The organism is Mycolicibacterium austroafricanum, assembly GCF_000612725.1.
Classification (GTDB): domain Bacteria; phylum Actinomycetota; class Actinomycetes; order Mycobacteriales; family Mycobacteriaceae; genus Mycobacterium; species Mycobacterium austroafricanum.
The window spans coordinates 641,202-661,022 of record NZ_HG964453.1 but is presented as its reverse complement, the minus strand read 5'-3'; the positions used below and the strand labels follow the sequence as shown (position 1 = coordinate 661,022).

Genomic DNA, 19,821 nt, shown 5'->3' with positions numbered 1-19,821 from the left:
TGGGTCAGCGCCGGATCCCGCTGGTGCCCAGGACGGTCAGCTCCAGCGCCAGCGCGGCGCCGCACACCAGGACGACGACGGAGAAGGCCACCCAGTCCCGCCGCCGCGGTCCCGAAGGGGCCGCCGAGATCTGTCCGGCGCCGCCGCGCGCGGTGATCGCGTCTCCCATCTCGTCTGCGCGGCGCAGCGACACGGTGATCGCGGCGGCCAGCAGGTCGATCACCTCGGCCGCCCATCGCCGCAGCTTCGTCCTGCGGTTTCCGTCCACCTCGCGTGGCCGCAGCCTGCGCGCCGCGTACAGCACGCTGAACTCGTCGATCAACATCGGAAAAGCCCTCAACGCCAACGCAAGCGTGACGGCCCAGTCGTCGACCGGGATCCGCAGCGACCGCAGCGGACGGCCCAGTCTGGCCACCGCGGGCGCCACCTCGGCGACGTTCGTGGTCCACGACACCATGGCTCCCAGACCCAGCAGCACCGTAGCCAACGCGGTGATGCGCAGGAAGTTGAGCAGCCCGCCCAGTCCGACCTCCACCGAGCCGACACCGATGACCGGGTCGCCGCCGGCGAAGGCGGCGGTCACCGCGCCGAGCAGCAGCAGAAACCACAGCCAGGCCGGGATCGTGGGCAGCACCCCGCGCGGGATGCGGGCCATCCTGGCCGTGACGACGACCAACAGCGCCACCGCACCGATCGGCACCCAGCCCGGGTAGAAGGTCAGCAGCACACCGATTCCGGCGACGATGAGCAGCTTGGATCCGGCCCAGAGGCGGTGGATCACCGTGTCCCCCGGCACCGGCCGCAGCACCACCACCTGCCTGCGCGGCTTGCGCGGTGCCGCCGCGGCCGTCATGACCGACCCCCTGCCGCGGTGGGTGCGGTCGCGAGCACCCCGTTCTCCAGGTGCAGGGTGCGCGGGCACAACCGCTCCAGACCCCCGAAATCATGCGAGATGACGACGACGGTCAGACGGGTCCGGCGGCGAAGGTCTTCCAGCAGATGCACCAGTCCGCGCTGTGAGGCGGCATCCAGCCCGGCCAGCGGCTCGTCGAGGATCAGCACGCGCGGCGAACGCGCCAGCAGGCCCGCCAGCACGACGCGTCTCATCTGCCCGCCGCTGAGCTGATCGATCCTGCGGGTGGCCAGGCCGGGGTCCAGGCCGACGGACGCCAGCGCTGCGACGACCCGGTCGCGGTCACGCACCGAGAAGCCTGCCGCAGAGGCGATTTCGTGCGCGACGTGGCTGCGCATCAGCTGCAGCCGAGCCGCCTGGAACGAGATGGCCACGGCGCCGACCTGTTCCGACACCGGCTCCCCGTCGAGCAGGCAGGCGCCGACAGTGGGCACCGTCAGTCCGGCCATGATCCAGGCCAGCGTGGACTTGCCGGACCCGTTGAGGCCGTGGATCAGCACGCCGTCGCCCTCGTGGACGGTGAAGTCGATGCCGCTCAACGCCCGCTTGGCCCAGGGGGTTCCGCTTCCGTATTCGTGGCCGACGCCGCGCAGTTCCAGGACCGGAGCACCGCGCGGCGTCTCGTCGGGTGTACCCGACGGCACCTCGGCAGTCTCCACCATCTGCGAGTTGTCGGACGCCGCGTCGTTACCCACGAGTGTCACGGTGCGGTCGGCCGCCTCGGCCTCGTCGTTGTAGTGCGTGATGTGCACCAGCGCGGTGCGGTGCCGCGTGGTCAGACCGGCCAGCACCGACATCAACGCCTCCCGGCCGTCCTGGTCGACCATGCTGGTGACCTCGTCGGCGATCAGCAGAGAGGGTTCGCGGGCGAGCGCCGCGGCCACGGCCAGCCGCTGCAGTTCGCCGCCGGACAGTCCGCCGGTGTCCCGTTCGGCGAGGCCGTCGAGCCCCACTTCGGCGAGCAGCCGATCCACGTCGATGGAGGCACCGGGCGGTAGCCCCCACACCACGTCGTCGGCGACACGCGTTCCCAGGACCTGACTTTCCGGATGTTGCATGACGACCGCGGTCCCACCGATCTTGCCGAGACCCACCGCACCGGGCCGCTCCACGGTTCCGGCGGTGGCCTCGCGACCGGAGAGCACCAGCATCAGCGTGGTCTTGCCCGAGCCGTTGGCGCCGGTGACCGCCAGGTGTTCACCCGGTTGCACGGCCAGCGAGACCGGTCCGAGCGCGTCCTGACCGGCGTTCGGATAGCGGAAGCGCACGTCGCGCAGCTGCAGCGGGACGGGTGCGATCGATCCGACGTCGTTCGATGCCTCCAGTTTGTGCACGTCGGGAACGCCGAGCAGGCGGCCCAGCACCCGCGACAGCGCCCACCAACCGACCAGGCTGACGAATGTGATGCTGAGGACCCCCACGGCGAAGAACAGGTACGGCCAGTAATGCAGGGCCGTCGCGAAGTCACGCGTGAGCCGCTCGGCGACAGGCTCCAGGCCCGGCACCCGTTCCAGGATCGCGGCCAGCCCGGTGATGTTGGCGGTCATCGAATCGAAGATCAGGTGACGCAGCCGGCTCAGCAGGGCGAGGGCGGCCACCACCGCGACACCGAACAGGGCGCCCGCGACGAGGGCGCAGGCGACGACCGTGGGCGTGCCCCGTCCGCGACGCTTGACGATGCCGGTCAGGCCGCCGATGTAGGCGCAGTTGACGACGGTCATGAAGCCGCCCATGCCGGCGATGAGGAAGGCCACCAGACCGCCGGCCACGGTGGCGGCGAGCAGCACCCGCAGCCGGTACCGGTAGGCCAACAGCCCCATCGGCACGGTCCCCAGCAGCGACAGGCTGCCCGCGAACGGGACCACGACCGCGATGATCGCGATGGCCGCGCACAACGCGGCCATGACGGCGGCCTGCGCGAGCTCGACCGGTTGCAGGGGTCCAGTCCGTCGAGGGGCGCTCTCCGGGCCGGCCGAGGTCATTTCACGATTCTGCCAGTCGGCGCGCGGGGCTCCGGCGTGCCCGCTTGTGACCGGCACCACCTTCGGACTTGATTTACATAGCCGAGCCTATGTAACTATGTGGGCATGTCGTCGACGCTTGGCTCCGACCTGCTCGCCGTGGTGGCCCGCATCAACCGGCTCGCCAACCAGCGGGTCCGGATGCCGGTCCCGTTCGCGCAGGCACGACTGCTGTCCACGATCGAGGACAAGGGCGAGGCCCGGATCTCGGATCTGGCCGCGCTCGACCACTGCTCGCAGCCGACGATGACGACGCAGGTCCGCCGACTCGAGGACGCCGGCATGGTCACCCGCACCACCGACCCCAAGGACGCCCGCGCCGTGCTGATCCGCATCACCCCGGACGGTGTCGCAGCGCTGCGCCAGGCCCGTGCCGATCGCGGCGCGGCCATCGACCCGCATCTGGAACGGCTGAGCGACGCCGACCGCGCCTGCCTCGCCCAGGCCGTCGGTGTGATGCGCCGCCTCATCGAGGGCGCGACGACGCCGTCGAGTTGAGCTGACCGACGGCTGGCCAGCCGGTGACCGCGACGCCGACCAGAAGGCCGACCAGGTAGGTCGCGGCGATCGCCACGCCGCCGAGTGGCAGCTGCCGCTCCTCGAATGCCTGCGTCATGAGCTTGATCGAACACCGGCAGCTCAGCGGCTCCCAGCCGAGGTCGACCTGGGTTTGCGACATCACGGTTTGCGGATCCCCCGAGACGGCTACCGTCCAGACATGACCACCACCGCGGAGCATTTGCGCAACTCGCTCGACGGCCGCTTCCGGGATGTGAAGAACCGGGTGCGCCGCGAACTCAGCGACGAGGTCTTCCGGCCTCACTACACCCCGAACACCGTCATCGCCCGCACCAAAGTGGCTGAGCAGCTGAAGATCATGGCCGCCCAGGGCGCCGCCGAGGACGGCTTCAAGAAGGAACACGGCGGCAACGGCGACGTCGGCGCCGCCGTGACACAGATCGAGATGCTGGCGATGAGCGACCTGTCGCTGATGGTCAAGGCCGGCGTGCAGTGGGGGCTGTTCGGCGGCGCCATCGAGAATCTCGGCACCGAGCGCCACCACAAGGCCTACGTCAAGAAGCTCATCGACCTCGAATTGCTGGGCTGCTTCGCGATGACCGAGACCGGACACGGCAGCGACGTGCAGTCGCTGGAGACGACGGCCACCTACGACCCGGCCACCGAGGAGTTCGTGATCGACTCCCCGACCCGCACGTCACGCAAGGACTACATCGGCGGCGCGGCCGAAACAGCTCGGGTGGCAGCCGTTTTCGCGCAGCTCATCACCCCGGACGGGGAGACGCACGGGGTGCACTGTTTCGTGGTGCCGATCCGCGACGACGACGGCAACGACCTCCCCGGCGTGACGACGTCGGACTGCCACTACAAGGGCGGTCTGCCCGGCGTCGACAACGGCCGCATCCAGTTCGACCAGGTGCGGGTCCCCCGCGAGAACCTGCTCAACAGGTACGCCGACGTCGCTGCCGACGGGACGTACACCTCGCCGATCGAGAACCCGAACCGCCGCTTCTTCACGATGCTGGGCACCCTGATCCGCGGCCGTGTCACCGTCGGCGGCAGCGCGGGCGCCGCGGCGCGGGTGGCGCTCGACATCGCGACCCGGTACGCGTTGCAGCGCAGGCAGTTCTCCGACCCCGACGGCGGCGAGGTGCTGCTGATGGACTACCTGGTGCATCAGCGCCGTCTGTTCCCGCTGATCGCCCGCTCGTACGCGCTGCAGTTCGCGCAGAACGAGCTGGTGGCCAAGTGCCACGAACTGCAGACGGCCGACGACCCCGATCCCGAGGAGCAGCGCGAGTTGGAGTCGCGCGCGGCCGGGCTGAAAGCCGCCAACACCTGGCATGCCACCCGCGCCATCCAGGAGGCCCGTGAGGCCTGCGGCGGAGCGGGCTACATGGCCGAGAACCGGTTGATCGCGCTGAAGGCCGACACCGACGTGTTCACCACCTTCGAGGGCGACAACCATGTGTTGTACCAACTCGTGGCCAAGGAACTGCTGACCGCCTACGCCGACGACATCAAAGGCATGAGCCCCGTCGAGTGGGTGCGCTTCGCGGCCAGCTTCGCGGGCGAGCGGGTGCTGAAACGCACTGCGGCGCAGACGATCATGCAGACCGTCCTGGACACCCGCCAGGACAACGAGGAGGAGGGCAGCCTCTTCAACCGTGGCACGCAGGTCAAGATGTTCGAGGACCGCGAGGAGTACATGGTGGCCTCGGTGGCGCGCCGGCTGCAGGGAAAAGCCAAGGAGATGAGCGCTTTCGACGCGTTCAACTCGGTGCAGGACCACGTGCTGCACGTCGCACAGGCCCACATCGAGCGGGTCGTCCTTGAGGCGTTCGTCGCCGGTATCGACGCCTGTGAAGACCGGCTGGCCCGCGAAATCCTCGGGATGGTGTGCGATCTGTACGCGCTGTCGGTGATCGAAGAGGACAAGGCGTGGTTCGTCGAACACCGTTTCCTGTCCACCGAGCGCGCCAAGGCGGTGACGCGCGGCATCAACGACCGCTGCCGACGGTTGCGGCCGTACGCCGAACTGCTCGTCGACGGGTTCGGCATCCCCGAGCAGCTGCGCTACGCCGAGATGTTGCATCCCGAGCACATCCCCGACGCCGACGAGCACACCCGCCAGGACGCGACCAGCGCCGGGACGATCTGACCTGTCAGGGCCCGGGTATCGGGTCCAGGATCGTGAGCCTGCCCTCTTCGAGGGTCACCCGCGCCGTGCCGATCCCCGTCGGGCAGCACGGTTCGTCCTGACCCTGCCGCCACTGGTACTGCACGACGGCGTCGCTGCGGCCCTGCGGGATCACCGTGATGAAGCGGCGCGGCTCCGGGGTGGGTGAGCCCACGGGTTCAGTTCCGTCGAAGAACAGCACTTGCTGCGGAGCGTCGAAGTGCCCCGAGCTGACCACCACCCAGTTCAGCCGGCAGTCGGCGGAGTGACCGCGCTCCGTCTCCTCCCACTCGGCCGGCGGCAGCATCGCGATCTCGGCGGCGACGACATCGGCTGCCGGTCCCGGCCCGCAATCGGCGGCCGTGCTCGTGGGCGCCGGCGCAGGCGGGCTCCACCCGCATCCTGAGATCGCGGCCACCATGACCACAGCAACCACTGGGCGCGGAATCGGCATGCTCACAGGATAGGTGTCCGGCCCGTGCGCACCGGCTTGGCCGGGGCGGAATCGCTGTGTCGTCGGCGCGGATCACCGATTGGCATGTGCGGCAACACGTCTGCGGCGGTCAAGGACGCGGAGAAGGAGTTTTCGGATCTCGCTCACCCACAACACCGTGCTGGCCATCGCGATACACACCGCCCACTGAGCCGGAGACAGTGGTTCGGTGCTGAATGCATGCTGAAGGAAGGGCAGGTGCACGACGGCCACCTGTAGCAGCGCCGAGACCGCGATCGCGACCCACAACCACGGGTTGGCGAACAGTCGGCGGAAGGCGGTTCCGGTTTCGGAGCGGGCGTTCAACGAATTGAACAACTGGGCCAGCACCAGCACCGTGAAACCGGCCGTGCGGGCGGTGTCCAGCGACTCGTCGCCGGCAAGCAGGCCACCAGGAAGATACAGGTCGATCGTGAGCAGCGTGGCGAGCGCCATGACCACGCCCGTCACCACGATGCCACCCCACATGCGGGCGTCGATGATCCGATCCGACAGCGACCGTGGCGGCCGGCTCATCACGTCCTCGGTCTCGCGATCCACACCCATCGCCAGCGCCGGGCCACTGTCGGTGAGCAGGTTGATCCACAGGATCTGGGTGGCGAGCAACGGCAGCGCGATGCCGCTGTGCCCGTCGGTCAGGCCGTTCGCCCGCGCCAGAACCACGCCGAGGAAGACGGTCAGAACTTCGCCCATGTTCGAGGACAGCAGGTAGCGCAGGAACTTTCGGATGTTCGAGAAGATCCCGCGGCCTTCCCGGATCGCGTTGACGATCGTGGCGAAGTTGTCGTCGGCCAGGATCATCTTGGCCGCTTCCTTGGCGACCTCCGTGCCGCTGCGCCCCATGGCGACGCCGATGTCGGCCGCTTTCAGGGCGGGGGCGTCGTTGACACCGTCACCGGTCATCGCGACGACGTGGTGGTCGGCGTGGAGTGCGTCGACGATGCGCTGTTTGTCGGCCGGGCTGACCCGCGCATACACCGAGCGGCGGCGCACCGTCTCACGGAACTGGTCCTCGGTGAATTCGCCGAGATCGACCCCGGAAACCGCCGACCCCTCCATGGTCAACCCGAGGTCGCGGGCGATCCGCGCCGCCGTGCGTGGGTGGTCCCCGGTGATCATCACGACGCGGATGCCTGCGCCGCGGGCCTCGGCGATGGCGGCCGCCGCCTCGGGGCGCGGTGGGTCGATGATGCCGACCATCCCGACGTAGACGAGGTTGCGCTCGAGCGATTCGTCGATCTCGGGCGGGTCGGCCCGCTGCAGCCGCAGGTAGGCCACCGCCAGCGTGCGGTAGGCGTCGCCGGAGAGACGTTCGACGTCGTCGATGACCCGCGTTCTCCACACCTCGTCGAGTGGTTCGGTGCGCTCTCCGACCTGCACGTACGAACAGCGGCCGAGCAGGACCTCCGGGGCGCCCTTCGTCAGGACCACGATCCTGCCGCCGTGCCGGGTGTCCGATTCGACACTCGTCATCAGCTTGCGCTCCGAGGTGAACGGAATCTCGCCGACCCGGCTGAACCGCCCGTCCTGGCGGTAGCCGGAGCCGACCTTCCCCTCGGCGACCAGGAAGGCGGCTTCCGTCGGATCACCCTGGACGGTCCACTCACCGTCCTGTTCCTGCACGGTGGCGTCGTTGGCGAGGCTTCCGATCCCGAGCACCAGTGCGCACTGCCGCCCGAGTTCACCGTCGTCGGCGAGCGGGTCGCCGTCCAGCTCGATGCGCCCGTCGGGACGGTATCCGGCCCCGGTGACCGTCACCTCACCCACCGGTGTGACGATCCGCCCGATCGTCATCTCCCCGGTGGTGAGCGTGCCGGTCTTGTCCGAACAGACCACCGAGGCCGACCCCAACGTCTCCACCGACGAGAGGTCCTTGACGATCGCGTTGCGGGCGGCCATCCGCCGAACCCCGAGCGCGAGCACCACCGACATGATCGCCGGCAGCCCCTCCGGCACCGCCGCCACCGCCAGCGAGACGCCCAGCAGCAGTGCGGTGACCACGTTCCCGATGTTGTCGACACCGAACACCAGCAGGACGGCGGCGATCACCACGACGGCGATCGAGAGCACCGCGATGCCCAGCACCCGGCCCAGGCGGGCGATCTCGAGCTGCAACGGCGTCGGTTCCTGCTGCACCGCCCGCAGCAGGACGACGATCTGCCCCATCTGGGTCGCCATCGCGGTGGCCGTCACCACCGCCCGACCGACACCCCGGTTGACCGCGGAGCCGTTGAAGACCATGTCGAGCCGGTCCCCGAGCGCGGCGGGCGCCGTCAGCGTGCTGGCGTCCTTGAGCACCGGCTCGCTCTCACCGGTCAGCGGTGCCTCCGACACCTGAAGGGTGGACGCCGACAACAGCCGGGCATCGGCCGCCACGGTGTCGCCCTCTGCCAGCACCAGCACGTCGCCCGGCACGAGTTCTCTGGTGGGAACCCGCCTTTGGACCCCGTCTCGGATCACCGTCGCGGTGGCCGCACTCATCCGCATCAGCGCCTCGACCGCACGCTCGGCATGCGCCCGCTGGGCATAACCCAGCACCGCGTTGGCGACGACGATGGCGGCGATCACAACGGCATCCACCGGCCAACCCGACGCCCCGTCCACCGCCCACACGATCAGCGAGATCACGATCGCCACGAACAGCAGGTAGATCAGCGGGTCGCGGAACTGCTCGACGAACTTGCGCCACCGCGGAACGGCCGGTTCGGCGGTGATCTCGTTCGGGCCCACCTCGACGAGTCGCCGCGCGGCCTCCTGCATACTCAGCCCGCGCTCGGCGTCGCTACCCAACCGTTCGACGACGGTGTCACAGTCCAGCAGTGAAGGATCGGTGTCGTCCACCACACTGGTCACGGATCGTCCTCCCTGGAGCCGGGCGATCGACGCGACAGATGTCGGACCACCGCAGAAAACGCAGCCCCAAGCAGATCACACGTTTCCCACACGAGCAGGATAGGCGGGCGCCGCCGCCGGCCACCCGAGCGCTACCGGCCCGGCACCTCAACCGCAGCCGCCGCCCCACGGCGTCGCACCGCACGGGGCCTGGGCGTGGATCTGCGGCGCGAACGACGCGGTGGCCAGAGTCGTCGGGTCCGGAGCCGGCTCGACGGTGGCCCCTTCCCCACCGTCGTGATACGTACCCCCCTTCGGGAAGGTGCCCGCCTGCGCGACGTCCACTCCGACCGCGCCCACCAACGCTGCCGCACCGATGACCGCGGCGATGATCCTGAATCTGATCGACATCTCGAAACCCCTTTTGGTTCCCTGCATCTGCCGGGTACACGGCACCTCGAGAGCCTAAGCACGCCCGCACTGCGAGCTCTCCGCACGGCAGGGGGTTCACATGAACGCCACAGCAACCGGGATGGGTACGAAAAACGCTCGCCGACAACGGCGCTCAAAAAGCCGGGCCACACATACCGGAACGACGTTCGGTGTGTGCGGCCCTGTGGCTCCCCCGGCTGGACTCGAACCAGCAACCCTTCGGTTAACAGCCGAATGCTCTGCCAATTGAGCTACAGGGGATTGCCCTCCCGCGGTCTGCGCCGCGGGCCAGAGAGCACTCTAGCCTACGTCGGCGCGCAGGTGCCAATGCGTTCCCGGCCCGGCGCGCGGTGCCCACCGTGAGGCAGGATGGACCCCGACACGTCAACCCACTTCGAGACCTCCGGGAGGAGCCCTGTGATCGGGTATGTCGCCGCAGCGGCCGTCGGCTACGTGCTGGGAACCAAGGCCGGTAGGCGGCGTTTCGAGCAGATCTCGGGCACCTACCGCGCCGTCACCGGCAGCCCCGCCGCCAAAGCGGTGATCGAGGCCGGTCGACGCAAAATCGCCGAGCGGGTGTCACCCGACCCGGCGATGGTGAAATTGACGCGCATCGACTCCGGCACCGAGGTACTCGAGCCGGAGCAGATGGTGAGGAAGAACCTCTAGTTTCCGCCGATGCCCTGGCTGATCGTGGTCCCGGGCAGCAGCGGGCCGGTGTAGAAGCCGAAGCCGTTGTCACCGAAGCCGATCTGCGGGGTGCCGATCGTGGCGCCCGTTCCGTTGGAGTACGACAGGCAGTTGCCGTCCTCCTTGTTCCCGAACCACGCCAGACACTGCGGCCCGGCGTTCACCTCGGGGGCGGCATCGACGGTGGTCAGAGAGGTGTAGAGCGGGACGGCGACAGCCGCGGCCGCGATGGCCCCGGCGATCAGCCGCGTCTTGTTGGTCTGGATCTTGTCCACCAGCATCACAGCTCGCCTTCTCCCCGACGGTTTAGCAGCCACAACCATAACCCGCCTATCGGATTCATGCAGTCAGGTCGTTACCGCTGGCCTGTTCCAGCAGGCTGCGACGGTAGGCCTCCATCGCCACCAGGTCACCGAAGAGGGCGTGGTATTCGTCGCCCTGCTCCACCGGCGACATCCGCTGCAGCTTCGATTTGACGTCGGCGATCTGCCTGCCGATCCAGACTTCCTGCAGCCGGGCCAGCACGCCGCCGATGTACCGGGGCAGCCGCTCGTCGTCGGCGTTGATGGCCTCCACACCCAGCTCGTTGACCAGGCTGCCCGCCTCGGGGGTGGACGCCTGGTCACGGACCATCTCGATCCACTCTGCGCCCGTCACACCGGCCGCGGTTCCGCCCGCCGCCCCGATCGCCGCGCGCACGGCCGTGTAGCCGGGGTGGGTGAAGCTCTCGGCAGCCAGCGAGTCGAAGACCGGGCCCGCCAGCGCCGGATACTGCAACGCCGATTTCAGGGCCTCACGCTGCGGCCACAGCGTCGGGTCGGCAGGATCGGGCCGGGCCACCGGCGGTACGGCCGACGTGGCAGGCGACGCCGGTGGCGTCTGCGCAGCGGAGGCGCCGCGGCGCCGGCCCCGGTCAGGCATGCCGCGCTTGGCCGCCTCCTCGCGGACGCGGTTGAGCACCTGTCCCTCGTCGTTCCAGCCGGTCCACCCGGCAAGGCGGCGCGCGTACTCGTCGCGCAGCGCGTAGTCCCGGATGCGGGCCACCAGCGGCACACACTGGCGCAGCGCGTCGACCTTGGCCTGCGGGTCGTTGTCGAGGGCATCCCCGCTCGGGATGAGGCTGCGGACCGCGAACTCGAACATCGGGATGCGTCGGGCCACCAGGTCACGCAGCGCGCCGTCACCGGACTTCAGCCGCAGATCGCACGGATCCATCCCGTCGGCGGCGACGGCGACGAACGATTTGCCCGCCACCTGCTGATCACCATCGAACGCCTTCAGTGCGGCCGCCTGCCCGGCGGCGTCGCCGTCGAACACGAAGATCAGCTCGCCGCGGTACCAGTTGTCGTCCATCATCAGCCGCCGCAGCAGCGAGAGGTGGCTGTCGCCGAACGCGGTGCCGCACGACGCGACCGCCGTCGTCTCCCCGGCCAGATGCATGGCCATCACGTCGGTGTAGCCCTCGACCACCACCGCGCGGTGCGACTTGGCGATGTCGCGCTTGGCCAGGTCGAGGCCGAACAGCACCGACGACTTCTTGTACAGCACCGTTTCCGGGGTGTTGACGTACTTGGCTTCCATCGGGTCGTCGTCGAAAATCCGGCGGGCACCGAACCCGATGACCTCCCCGGCGCTGGTGCGGATCGGCCACAGCAGCCGGCGGTGGAAGCGGTCCATCGGGCCGCGGCGGCCCTCCCTGGACAACCCCGCCGCCTCCAGCTCCTTGAACTCAAAACCCTTGCGCTGCAGGTGTTTTGTCAAAGTCTCCCAGCCCGACGGGGCGAAGCCGCACCCGAACGTGGCGGCCGCCGCGGCGTCGAAGTTGCGATCGAGGAGGTATTGACGGGCCGGGGCGGCCTCGGCACTCTGCAGAGCCTCGGCGTAGAACTCCTGCGCGGCGGCGTTGGCCGCCAACAGCCTGCTGCGGCTCCCCCGGTCGCGCTGGACGTTGGTGGTCGACGCCCCGGTGTAGGTGATCGTGTAGCCGACGCGGTCGGCGAGCAGTTCGACGGCCTCGACGAAGCTGACGTGCTCGATCTTCTGCAGGAACGCGTAGACGTCGCCGCCCTCGCCGCAGCCGAAGCAGTGGAAGTGGCCGTGATTGGGCCGCACGTGGAAGGACGGGGACTTCTCGTCGTGGAAGGGGCACAACCCCTTGAGTGAATCGGCGCCGGCGCGGCGCAACTGCACGTAGTCGCCGACGACGTCCTCGATGTTGACGCGTTCGCGGATGGCGGCGATGTCCCGGTCGGGGATCCTGCCCCGTCCTCGAGTCGCTTCGGCCGCCACCCGGTCAGTCTAGAGGCCGGGGCGAGCGCGCCTCGTGCACTCGCTCCAGTCGGCTCTCGGTGTAAGAGGCGATCTGGTCGATCACCACCCGCAGGCGCGCGCCGTCGTCGGGGGCCGCGGCGAACTCCGCCGCGAACTGGGGGTCCAGGCTCCCCGGCGCCTGGCCCCACAGCGCCAGCGCCACCTCGTGGATCCGGTTGCGCTGGTCGGCCTGGATCTGCAGGTGCCGGTGATCGGACATGATGAACTGCAGCGCAAGGGTCTTGAGCAGCACCACCTCGGCACGTACCAGGCTGGGCACCGTCAACTCGGCGTCGAACCGACGCAACGGCCCCGGTCCGGCGACGTCGCGGGTCGCGGTGAGGGCGGCGTTGGCGAACCGCCCGACCAGCTCGCTGGTCAACGTTTTCAGGGCCACCGATGCGGACAGGGTGCCGTCGAACTTGCCCACCGCCGCCACCACAGGAACCTGGGAGAGCCGCTCGGCGGCCGCAACCAGATCGTCGGGGGTCAGCGTCGGGAACGACTGGGCGCCCACGTGGGCGAGGGAGGCCGCCGCATCGGCGTCGGCCAGCACACGCAGGTCGATACGGCCGGAGATGACGCCGTCCTCGACGTCGTGCACCGAGTACGCCACGTCGTCGGCCCAGTCCATCACCTGTGCCTCCAGGCACGGCCGGGCGGCGGGTGCGCCGTGACGCACCCACTGCGCCGCAGCCATGTCGTCGCCGTAGAACCCGAACTTCCGCCGGCCCTCCTGACGCGGCCACGGATACTTCGCCACCGCGTCGAGCGACGCCCTGGTCAGGTTCAGGCCGGCGCTGCGCCCGTGCTCGTCGAGCACCTTGGGCTCAAGGCGGGTCAGGATGCGGAAGTTCTGGGCGTTACCCTCGAAACCGCCGAAGCCCTTGATGATCTCGTCGAGGGCGCGTTCCCCGTTGTGACCGTAGGGCGGGTGACCGATGTCGTGGGCCAGGCCCGCCAGATCGACGAGGTCCGGGTCGCACCCCAGGCCGATCGCCATCCCACGGCCTATCTGGGCGACCTCCAGCGAATGCGTCAATCGGGTGCGCGGCGTCTCGCCGTCCCGGGGGCCCACCACCTGGGTCTTGTCGGCGAGCCGGCGCAGCGCGGCACAGTGCAGGACGCGGGCCCGGTCGCGTGCGAAGTCCGAGCGGTGCTCGGTGTCGGTCCCGGGCAGGCCGGCGCTCTTCGCCGGTTCGGCCACCAGGCGCTGGCGGTCGAACTCGTCGTAGCTGTCCTGCAGTCGTGGGCTCACCGACGCACAGTCTGCCAGGGCTGATCACCCGGTAAACACAGCCGTGCGGGTGTGCCGCACTACATTGGCGGTCATGCGCGTCGCCCGCTTGTTGCCCATGCTGCTCGCCGTCCTGACCTTGGGACTTCTCTGCGCCCCGGGGGTGGCCGCCGAGCCACCGCTGCGGCTGCCCACCTACCTGACCGACAACGCCGGCGCCCTCGACACGGCAGGGACGGCCGAGGTGCAGGCAGCGATCGACCGGCTGTACAACGAGGAGCGCATCCGGCTGTGGGTGGTGTTCGTCGACGACTTCTCCGGCCAGGACGCGCAGACCTGGACGCAAACCACCTTTGCCCGCAGCGATCTGGGCAACCAGGACGTGATCCTGGCCGTCGCGACCGTCGACCGCGCATACGCGCTGATCGCACCTAAGGGGGGTGCGGTGCGCGTCGACATCGACAAAGTCCGCACCCAGCAGGTCGAACCACTGTTGCGCACCGGCGACTGGGCCGGCGCGGCGGTGGCGGCAGCCGAGGGCCTGGCCGGCAGCGGTGGCGGGTCGGTGAGCTGGACGGGCGTGCTCGTCGTGCTCGCGGTGATCGCGCTCGCTCTGGCGGCCCTGGTGCTGTGGCAGCGCCGCCGCAGGCGCAAGCGGCGCGAGGCCGAATTCGAGGCTGCCCAGCGGGTGGACCCGTCGGATGCCAATGCGCTCGCCGCCGTACCCCTGGATGCTCTCGACGAACTGTCCCGCAAGATCGTCGTCGACGTGGACAACGAATTGCGCACCAGCGAGAGTGAATTGGCGCTGGCCGTCGAGGAGTTCGGCGAGCAGGACACCGCACCGTTCAGCCGGGCGGTGGCCAACGCCAGAACCACGCTGGCTCAGGCGCTCAACGTCCGGCAGATCCTCGACGACGCGGTGCCCGAGACCCCGATGCAGCGTCGCGACCTGCTGACCCGCGTCATCGTCGCCGCCGCGAAAGCCGACCGGGAACTCGAAGCGCAGCGGGAGGCGTTCGCCCAACTGCGCGACCTGCTGATCAATGCCCCCAGCCGGCTGGACACGCTGACCCAGCAGATGGTCGACCTGACCGCCCGGCTCACTCCCGCAGAGCAGACGCTGGAGCAGCTGAAGTCCCAATTCGCCGAAACCGCACTGGTTTCGGTGTCCGACAACATCGACGAGGCCAGGCAGCGGCTGGCGTTCGCCGACCAGAGCATCACCACGGCCCGCGGCCTGGTGTCCCGGCCCGCCGACCGGCAGGGCGGACTGGTCGACGCCATCCACGCCGCCGAGGCCGCGCTCGGTCAGGCCCGCACGCTGCTCGACGCCGTCGACAGCGCGTCCACCGACATCAACCGCGCGGTGACCGGCCTGCCCGCCGTCATCGCCGACATCCAGAACGGCATCAACCAGGCCGGCGCCCAGCTGGCGCAGGGCAACGTCGCGGTGGCCACCGAGCTCAGCACCGCCAGAGACGCTGCGGTGCAGGCAGTTTCACAAGCCCAGAGCACCGGCAACAGTGACCCTCTCGGGGCGTTCACCCGGCTTACCCAGGCCGACGCCGATCTCGATCGGCTGCTGGCCGAGGTCGCGGAGGAGCGCGAGACCGCCGAGCGGCTCAGCCGCACCTTCGACCAGGCGCTGTTCAACGCACAGTCGCGGGTGCGTGCGGTGTCCGATTACATCGACACCCGTCGCGGCGCCATCGGTCCCGAGGCGCGGACCCGGCTGGCCGAGGCGGTCCGGCAGTTGCAGGCGGCACGGGACAAGCGCGAGACGAACCTGAACGAGGCCATCGCCCACGCCAACGGCGCCGCGATGCTGGCTGCGCAGGCGCAGTCGCTGGCCAACTCTGACGTCACCGCCGCGCAACGGCACTTCAGCGGGCCGTACGGCGGCGGCGGGGGCGGTCAGATGGGTGCGGTGATCGGCGGCATCCTGATCGGCAACGTGCTCTCCGGGGCGCTGCGCGGCGGCTTCGGCGGCGGCGGGTTCGGCGGCGGGTTCGGCGGCGGCGGTGGCTTCGGCGGAGGCGGCGGCGGATTCAGCGGCGGAGGCGGCCGCTTCTAACCCCCCCCACCTTTGCGCGAGCGTGCGTGTCTGCGGCAGACACGCCGTCCAAATCTCGAACTTCACGCACGCTCGTCGCAAAAATTGCGGCAATTGACGGCAATTGCGATCCCCCAAATCGGTCCCCAATCTGAAGTTCATCCACAGCGGGGCATCTCGACGCGCAGCCCACCCGCACCGTCGGTTGACGATCGTGACCATGACCGATCTCGACGCGGTGTTCCGGGCGCAGGGCGGCGTCGCGACCTCGGGCCAACTCCTGAGGTTCTACAGCCGTAGCCGTCTCGACATCGAGATCCGCGACGGCTGGCTGATCAAGGTATGGCCCGGCGTGTACAGCCGCGACGAACCCGACACCATGACGCGACTGCGGGGCCTCGACCTTCGGGCTGGCGAACCGGTCGCGATCTGCCTGGGCACCGCGGCGGCGGCCTACGGCTTCGACACCGAGGACACCCATGACATCCACGCCCTCAACCCGCCACGCCACCAACTCCGAAACTCCGACGGGCTCATCGTGCACCGCCGCGACGGCGCCCCGCTGGGTGTGGCGGACGGCCGGCCTGCGACCACCGCAGCGTGGACCGCCGTCGAGGTCGCACGGTCGCTGCGCCGTCCGCGTGCCCTGGCAACATTGGACGCCGCGCTGCGCAGCACAAGCTGCACCCGGCAGCAGTTGACGGTGGCCGCCGCCGAACAAGCCGGCAGGCGGGGCATCGTCGCGGTGCGCGAACTCATTCCGCTGGCCGACGCACTCGCCGAATCCCCCATGGAGAGCGAGGCCCGCCTGGCGATGCTCGACGGCGGACTGCCGCCGCCCGTGCTTCAGCACGAGATCGTCGACCTGAACGGGCGCACATGGCGCGTCGACTTCGCCTGGCTCGACGCCAAGGTCGCCGTGGAGTACGACGGGTTCGACTGGCACAGCGACCAGGAGCACTTCGCCAGGGACCGTCAGAAACGCGCCGCGCTCAACGAGGTCAACTGGCGGATGCTGTCCGTGGTGTCGGACGACGTCCGTAAGCAGTCGCACGACATGGTGCGCCGCATCGAACACGAGTTGACGCGCCGGATCGCGGCGTGAGCGTGCGCCGAATCGCGCGTGAGCGCGGGTGAACACGCGCGTGAGCGTGCGCCGAATCGCGCGTGAGCGTGCGCGAACTCCGGGATTCTCGCGGTGTGTCGGCCGCAGACACGCACGCTCGCCGGAGAACGCTAGCTGCCCTTGAGCCGCACTGCGAGGTAGTTGGAAACCTCCGAGATCGCGACCCGCTCCTGCGTCATCGCGTCGCGCTCGCGGATGGTGACGGCGTGGTCCTCCAGCGAATCGAAATCGACTGTGATGCAGTACGGCGTGCCGATCTCGTCCTGGCGCCGGTAGCGCCGACCGATCGCGCCGGCATCGTCGAACTCCACGTTCCACGACTGGCGCAACTCGGCGGCCAGGTCCCGGGCCTTCGGCGACAGGTCGGCGTGCCGGGACAACGGCAGCACCGCCGCCTTGACCGGCGCCAGCCGCGGATCGAGCCGCAGCACCGTGCGCTTGTCGACACCGCCCTTGGCATTGGGGGCCTCATCCTCGGTGTAGGCGTCGACCAGGAACGCCATCAGCGACCGGGTCAGGCCGGCTGCCGGCTCGATCACGTACGGCACGTAGCGGGTGTCGTTGGCCTGGTCGTAGAACGACAGGTCCACACCGGAATGCTTTGAGTGCGTGGACAAGTCGAAGTTGGTGCGGTTGGCGATGCCTTCCAGTTCACCCCACGGGTTGCCGGCGAAACCGAACTTGTACTCGATGTCGGTGGTGCCGTCGGAGTAGTGCGACAGCTTTTCCTTGGGGTGCTCGTAGAGGCGCAGGTTGTCGCGGTTGATGCCCAGATCGACGTACCACTGCAGGCGCGTCTCGATCCAGTACCGGTGCCATTCAGCCGCGGTGGACGGCTCGACGAAGAACTCCATCTCCATCTGCTCGAACTCGCGGGTGCGGAAGATGAAGTTGCCGGGGGTGATCTCGTTGCGGAAGCTCTTGCCGATCTGGCCGATGCCGAACGGCGGCTTCTTGCGGGCGGTGGTCACCACGTTGGCGAAGTTGACGAAGATGCCCTGGGCAGTCTCGGGCCGCAGATAGTGCAGACCCTCCTCGGTCTCGATCGGGCCGAGGTAGGTCTTGAGCATCATGTTGAAGTCGCGCGGTTCGGTCCACTGACCTTTGGTGCCGCAGTCGGGGCAGACGATCTCGGTCATCGCCACCGCGTCGGGGTCGACTGTGACGCCCTTCTTCGCTTCCTTTTCGGCGTAAGCCTCCTGCATGTGGTCCTGCCGGTGCCGCTTATGGCAGTTCAGGCATTCCACGAGCGGGTCGTTGAAGACCTCGACGTGGCCGGAGGCCACCCACACCTCGCGCGGGAGGATGATCGCACTGTCCAGACCGACGACGTCGTCACGGCTGGTGACGACCGCACGCCACCACTGACGCTTGATGTTCTCCTTGAGTTCCACCCCCAGCGGCCCGTAATCCCAGGCAGACTTGGTGCCGCCGTAGATCTCGCCGGACTGGAACACCAGCCCGCGCCGCTTGGCCAGGTTTGCAACGGTGTCGATGATCGAGGAAGACGGAGCCACGGGTTGACAGCGTAGCGAGCCCGCACGGCACTTCTCGCCATATCCCCGATTGACATGCACGGTCACGCATGTATCGTGAGACCTAATGAAAACGGTTTCCAGTATGTCCGGCTCGCCGGACGTCCACAACCATGCCGGCGCCCCGCCGGTCGACCTGCCGTCGCGTGCGGTACTCGACACCGCCGGGGACCTGCTGCGCGCCTTGGCTGCCCCGGTGCGAATCGCCATCGTGCTGCAGCTGCGCGAGGAGGCGCGCTGTGTGCACGAACTCGTGGACGCGCTGGATGTGCCGCAGCCGCTGGTCAGCCAGCACCTGCGCATCCTGAAGTCGGCGGGGGTGGTGGAAGGCTCGCGTTCGGGACGAGAAGTGTTGTACCGCTTGGTTGACGACCACCTGGCCGAGATCGTCGTTGCGGCCGTGACACATTCGGCCGAGGAGGAAAAATGACCGGGGCCGTGCGCTCGACCCGGCAGCGCGCCGCGATCTCTGCGCTGTTGGAGAACATCGAAGACTTCCGGTCCGCCCAGGAACTGCACGACGAACTCCGCCGCCGCGGTGAGGGAATCGGCCTGACGACGGTGTACCGCACCCTGCAGCAGATGGCCGCGGCCGGCGTGGTCGACACGCTGCGCACCGACACCGGCGAGTCGGTGTACCGGCGCTGCTCGGAGCATCACCACCATCACCTGGTGTGCCGCGCCTGCGGATGCACGGTCGAGATCCAGGGCGGTCAGGTCGAGACGTGGGCCGCCGAGGTCGCCCGCGAACACGGGTTCTCCGATGTCAGCCACACCATCGAGATCTTCGGCATCTGCAGTAACTGCGCCGCAGGCAACTAGCGGGGTCCGCCGCTGCGCCAGCCCGCGACGGCAGTGACGACGCCGACGATCGCGATGATCGGCCCGAGGACAGACCATGTCGTGGTGCCGGTCATCGGACTGCCGGATACGGCCCCGAACCCTTGCAGGGCGAACAGAAGACCCGCGAGCGCGACCAGCACTCCGACGGCGATGATCACGATCCGCATACCCGCGACCCTAGTCGCGCTCAGGCGATCAGGGCGCGGCGCACGTCGCCTCCGGTGGCGAGCACCATCATCACCAACGTGCGCAGCGCATCGTCGGTGAGGCCGGCGGCGGGGAAGTTGTACCGCAACAGCACGTCACCGGTCTTCTTCGAGTTCCCCTTGGCGGCGCCGATCTTCTCGACCAGCGACACCGTCCCCAGCAGCGTGTCGTGCGCATGCTTGGCGACCTTCGCACGAATCTTGCTGTCCAGCGGCAGATCCCACGCCAGCACCTGCGTCAGCGACACCAGGTCCAGGTCTTCGGCGATCGTGACCACCCGCAGCGAGGCGAACGTCTCGTCGTGCCGGACCGTCAACGCACCGTCCTCCTCGTGGGTCACGGGGAGGATTTCGGCCAGCACGGCCGCGAGGCGCTCCGACAGTTCCATCAAGCCCTACCGCTCAGGTCCATCATTCTGCTCTGCCGCT

Annotated in this window: 19 protein-coding genes and 1 tRNA gene; 7 read left to right on the top strand and 13 right to left on the bottom strand. The window is 69.0% G+C overall.

The features are described 5' to 3' along the window. Positions 1-4: 4 nt before the first annotated feature. Positions 5-853 (bottom strand): energy-coupling factor transporter transmembrane component T family protein, encoded by an 849-nt coding sequence (locus BN976_RS16815; RefSeq protein ID WP_036372123.1) that lies wholly within the window; start codon positions 851-853, stop codon positions 5-7. Next, positions 850-2,895, bottom strand: coding sequence for an ABC transporter ATP-binding protein (locus tag BN976_RS16810; RefSeq protein WP_011780974.1), 2,046 nt, complete (start codon positions 2,893-2,895; stop codon positions 850-852). Before BN976_RS16810 ends, BN976_RS16815 begins: the two co-directional genes overlap by 4 nt. A 105-nt stretch (positions 2,896-3,000) precedes the next feature. Here BN976_RS16810 and BN976_RS16805 point away from each other — a divergent pair, with 105 nt between their 5' ends. Next, positions 3,001-3,432 carry a MarR family winged helix-turn-helix transcriptional regulator gene (locus BN976_RS16805; protein ID WP_011780975.1) on the top strand — a complete coding sequence of 144 codons (432 nt, stop codon included), beginning with the start codon at positions 3,001-3,003 and terminating at the stop codon, positions 3,430-3,432. Here BN976_RS16805 and BN976_RS16800 read toward each other — a convergent pair. Further along, positions 3,401-3,613, bottom strand: a complete 213-nt coding sequence (locus BN976_RS16800) for a hypothetical protein (protein WP_036372120.1) — start codon at positions 3,611-3,613, stop codon at positions 3,401-3,403. The genes BN976_RS16805 and BN976_RS16800 overlap by 32 nt on opposite strands. A gap of 39 nt (positions 3,614-3,652) precedes the next feature. Here BN976_RS16800 and BN976_RS16795 point away from each other — a divergent pair, with 39 nt between their 5' ends. Then, entirely contained in the window at positions 3,653-5,614 is a 1,962-nt protein-coding gene (locus tag BN976_RS16795; protein ID WP_036372117.1) for an acyl-CoA dehydrogenase family protein, read from the top strand. 4 nt (positions 5,615-5,618) lie between these two features. Here BN976_RS16795 and BN976_RS16790 read toward each other — a convergent pair whose 3' ends face one another. From BN976_RS16790 to BN976_RS16775, 4 genes are all read right to left on the bottom strand, one after another. Next, positions 5,619-6,086, bottom strand: a complete 468-nt coding sequence (locus BN976_RS16790; protein WP_036372358.1) for an LppP/LprE family lipoprotein — start codon at positions 6,084-6,086, stop codon at positions 5,619-5,621. Positions 6,087-6,158: 72 nt separating this feature from the next. Further along, on the bottom strand, positions 6,159-8,978 hold the full coding sequence (locus BN976_RS16785) for a cation-translocating P-type ATPase (RefSeq protein ID WP_036372114.1): 2,820 nt from the start codon (positions 8,976-8,978) through the stop codon (positions 6,159-6,161). Between the two features lie 147 nt (positions 8,979-9,125). Further along, the gene (locus tag BN976_RS16780) at positions 9,126-9,368 is read right to left on the bottom strand and encodes a hypothetical protein (RefSeq protein WP_011780979.1); all 243 of its coding nucleotides are present in this window, start codon (positions 9,366-9,368) and stop codon (positions 9,126-9,128) included. Between the two features lie 206 nt (positions 9,369-9,574). Further along, positions 9,575-9,650, bottom strand: a tRNA-Asn gene (locus BN976_RS16775). Between the two features lie 156 nt (positions 9,651-9,806). On the opposite strand from BN976_RS16775, the gene BN976_RS16770 reads away from it, so the two are divergent. Further along, positions 9,807-10,058 (top strand): hypothetical protein, encoded by a 252-nt coding sequence (locus BN976_RS16770; RefSeq protein ID WP_036372111.1) that lies wholly within the window; start codon positions 9,807-9,809, stop codon positions 10,056-10,058. On the opposite strand, the gene BN976_RS16765 is transcribed toward BN976_RS16770, so the two are convergent. Genes BN976_RS16765 through BN976_RS16755 form a run of 3 tightly spaced genes read right to left on the bottom strand, consistent with a single transcriptional unit; the run spans position 10,055 to position 13,647 of the window. Then, positions 10,055-10,360 (bottom strand): DUF7155 family protein, encoded by a 306-nt coding sequence (locus BN976_RS16765; protein ID WP_036372108.1) that lies wholly within the window; start codon positions 10,358-10,360, stop codon positions 10,055-10,057. The two genes, BN976_RS16770 and BN976_RS16765, sit on opposite strands and share 4 nt — an antisense overlap. 58 nt (positions 10,361-10,418) lie before the next feature. Further along, complete coding sequence (dnaG, locus tag BN976_RS16760) at positions 10,419-12,368, bottom strand: DNA primase (protein WP_036372106.1); 1,950 nt, start codon at positions 12,366-12,368, stop codon at positions 10,419-10,421. A gap of 4 nt (positions 12,369-12,372) precedes the next feature. Further along, positions 12,373-13,647 carry a deoxyguanosinetriphosphate triphosphohydrolase gene (locus tag BN976_RS16755; RefSeq protein WP_011780983.1) on the bottom strand — a complete coding sequence of 425 codons (1,275 nt, stop codon included), beginning with the start codon at positions 13,645-13,647 and terminating at the stop codon, positions 12,373-12,375. Between the two features lie 73 nt (positions 13,648-13,720). On the opposite strand from BN976_RS16755, the gene BN976_RS16750 reads away from it, so the two are divergent. After that, positions 13,721-15,703, top strand: a complete 1,983-nt coding sequence (locus tag BN976_RS16750) for a TPM domain-containing protein (protein ID WP_036372103.1) — start codon at positions 13,721-13,723, stop codon at positions 15,701-15,703. A 199-nt stretch (positions 15,704-15,902) separates the two neighbouring features. Next, on the top strand, positions 15,903-16,787 hold the full coding sequence (locus BN976_RS16745; RefSeq protein ID WP_036372355.1) for a type IV toxin-antitoxin system AbiEi family antitoxin: 885 nt from the start codon (positions 15,903-15,905) through the stop codon (positions 16,785-16,787). A gap of 131 nt (positions 16,788-16,918) precedes the next feature. Here BN976_RS16745 and BN976_RS16740 read toward each other — a convergent pair whose 3' ends face one another. After that, the gene (locus BN976_RS16740) at positions 16,919-18,325 is read right to left on the bottom strand and encodes a glycine--tRNA ligase (protein WP_036372100.1); all 1,407 of its coding nucleotides are present in this window, start codon (positions 18,323-18,325) and stop codon (positions 16,919-16,921) included. A gap of 85 nt (positions 18,326-18,410) precedes the next feature. Here BN976_RS16740 and BN976_RS16735 point away from each other — a divergent pair, with 85 nt between their 5' ends. Continuing rightward, entirely contained in the window at positions 18,411-18,773 is a 363-nt protein-coding gene (locus BN976_RS16735) for an ArsR/SmtB family transcription factor (RefSeq protein WP_011780987.1), read from the top strand. Beyond that, positions 18,770-19,165 (top strand): Fur family transcriptional regulator, encoded by a 396-nt coding sequence (locus BN976_RS16730; protein WP_036372097.1) that lies wholly within the window; start codon positions 18,770-18,772, stop codon positions 19,163-19,165. Before BN976_RS16735 ends, BN976_RS16730 begins: the two co-directional genes overlap by 4 nt. Here the strand turns inward: BN976_RS16730 and BN976_RS16725 are convergent. Together BN976_RS16725 and BN976_RS16720 are read right to left on the bottom strand one after the other, a co-directional pair. Further along, positions 19,162-19,353: a hypothetical protein gene (locus BN976_RS16725; protein ID WP_036372094.1), complete on the bottom strand. Its 192-nt coding sequence runs from the start codon at positions 19,351-19,353 to the stop codon at positions 19,162-19,164. The two genes, BN976_RS16730 and BN976_RS16725, sit on opposite strands and share 4 nt — an antisense overlap. A gap of 20 nt (positions 19,354-19,373) precedes the next feature. Beyond that, entirely contained in the window at positions 19,374-19,781 is a 408-nt protein-coding gene (locus BN976_RS16720) for a hypothetical protein (RefSeq protein ID WP_011780989.1), read from the bottom strand. Positions 19,782-19,821: the final 40 nt, after the last annotated feature.

Coding starts and splice junctions, on each gene's coding strand:
- BN976_RS16815 (WP_036372123.1), bottom strand. CDS start 853: ATGACGGCCGCGGCGGCACCGCGCAAGCCGCGCAGGCAGGTGGTGGTG.
- BN976_RS16810 (WP_011780974.1), bottom strand. CDS start 2,895: ATGACCTCGGCCGGCCCGGAGAGCGCCCCTCGACGGACTGGACCCCTG.
- BN976_RS16805 (WP_011780975.1), top strand. CDS start 3,001: ATGTCGTCGACGCTTGGCTCCGACCTGCTCGCCGTGGTGGCCCGCATC.
- BN976_RS16800 (WP_036372120.1), bottom strand. CDS start 3,613: ATGTCGCAAACCCAGGTCGACCTCGGCTGGGAGCCGCTGAGCTGCCGG.
- BN976_RS16795 (WP_036372117.1), top strand. CDS start 3,653: ATGACCACCACCGCGGAGCATTTGCGCAACTCGCTCGACGGCCGCTTC.
- BN976_RS16790 (WP_036372358.1), bottom strand. CDS start 6,086: ATGCCGATTCCGCGCCCAGTGGTTGCTGTGGTCATGGTGGCCGCGATC.
- BN976_RS16780 (WP_011780979.1), bottom strand. CDS start 9,368: ATGTCGATCAGATTCAGGATCATCGCCGCGGTCATCGGTGCGGCAGCG.
- BN976_RS16765 (WP_036372108.1), bottom strand. CDS start 10,360: ATGCTGGTGGACAAGATCCAGACCAACAAGACGCGGCTGATCGCCGGG.
- BN976_RS16750 (WP_036372103.1), top strand. CDS start 13,721: ATGCGCGTCGCCCGCTTGTTGCCCATGCTGCTCGCCGTCCTGACCTTG.
- BN976_RS16745 (WP_036372355.1), top strand. CDS start 15,903: ATGACCGATCTCGACGCGGTGTTCCGGGCGCAGGGCGGCGTCGCGACC.
- BN976_RS16735 (WP_011780987.1), top strand. CDS start 18,411: ATGAAAACGGTTTCCAGTATGTCCGGCTCGCCGGACGTCCACAACCAT.
- BN976_RS16730 (WP_036372097.1), top strand. CDS start 18,770: ATGACCGGGGCCGTGCGCTCGACCCGGCAGCGCGCCGCGATCTCTGCG.
- BN976_RS16725 (WP_036372094.1), bottom strand. CDS start 19,353: ATGCGGATCGTGATCATCGCCGTCGGAGTGCTGGTCGCGCTCGCGGGT.
- BN976_RS16720 (WP_011780989.1), bottom strand. CDS start 19,781: ATGGAACTGTCGGAGCGCCTCGCGGCCGTGCTGGCCGAAATCCTCCCC.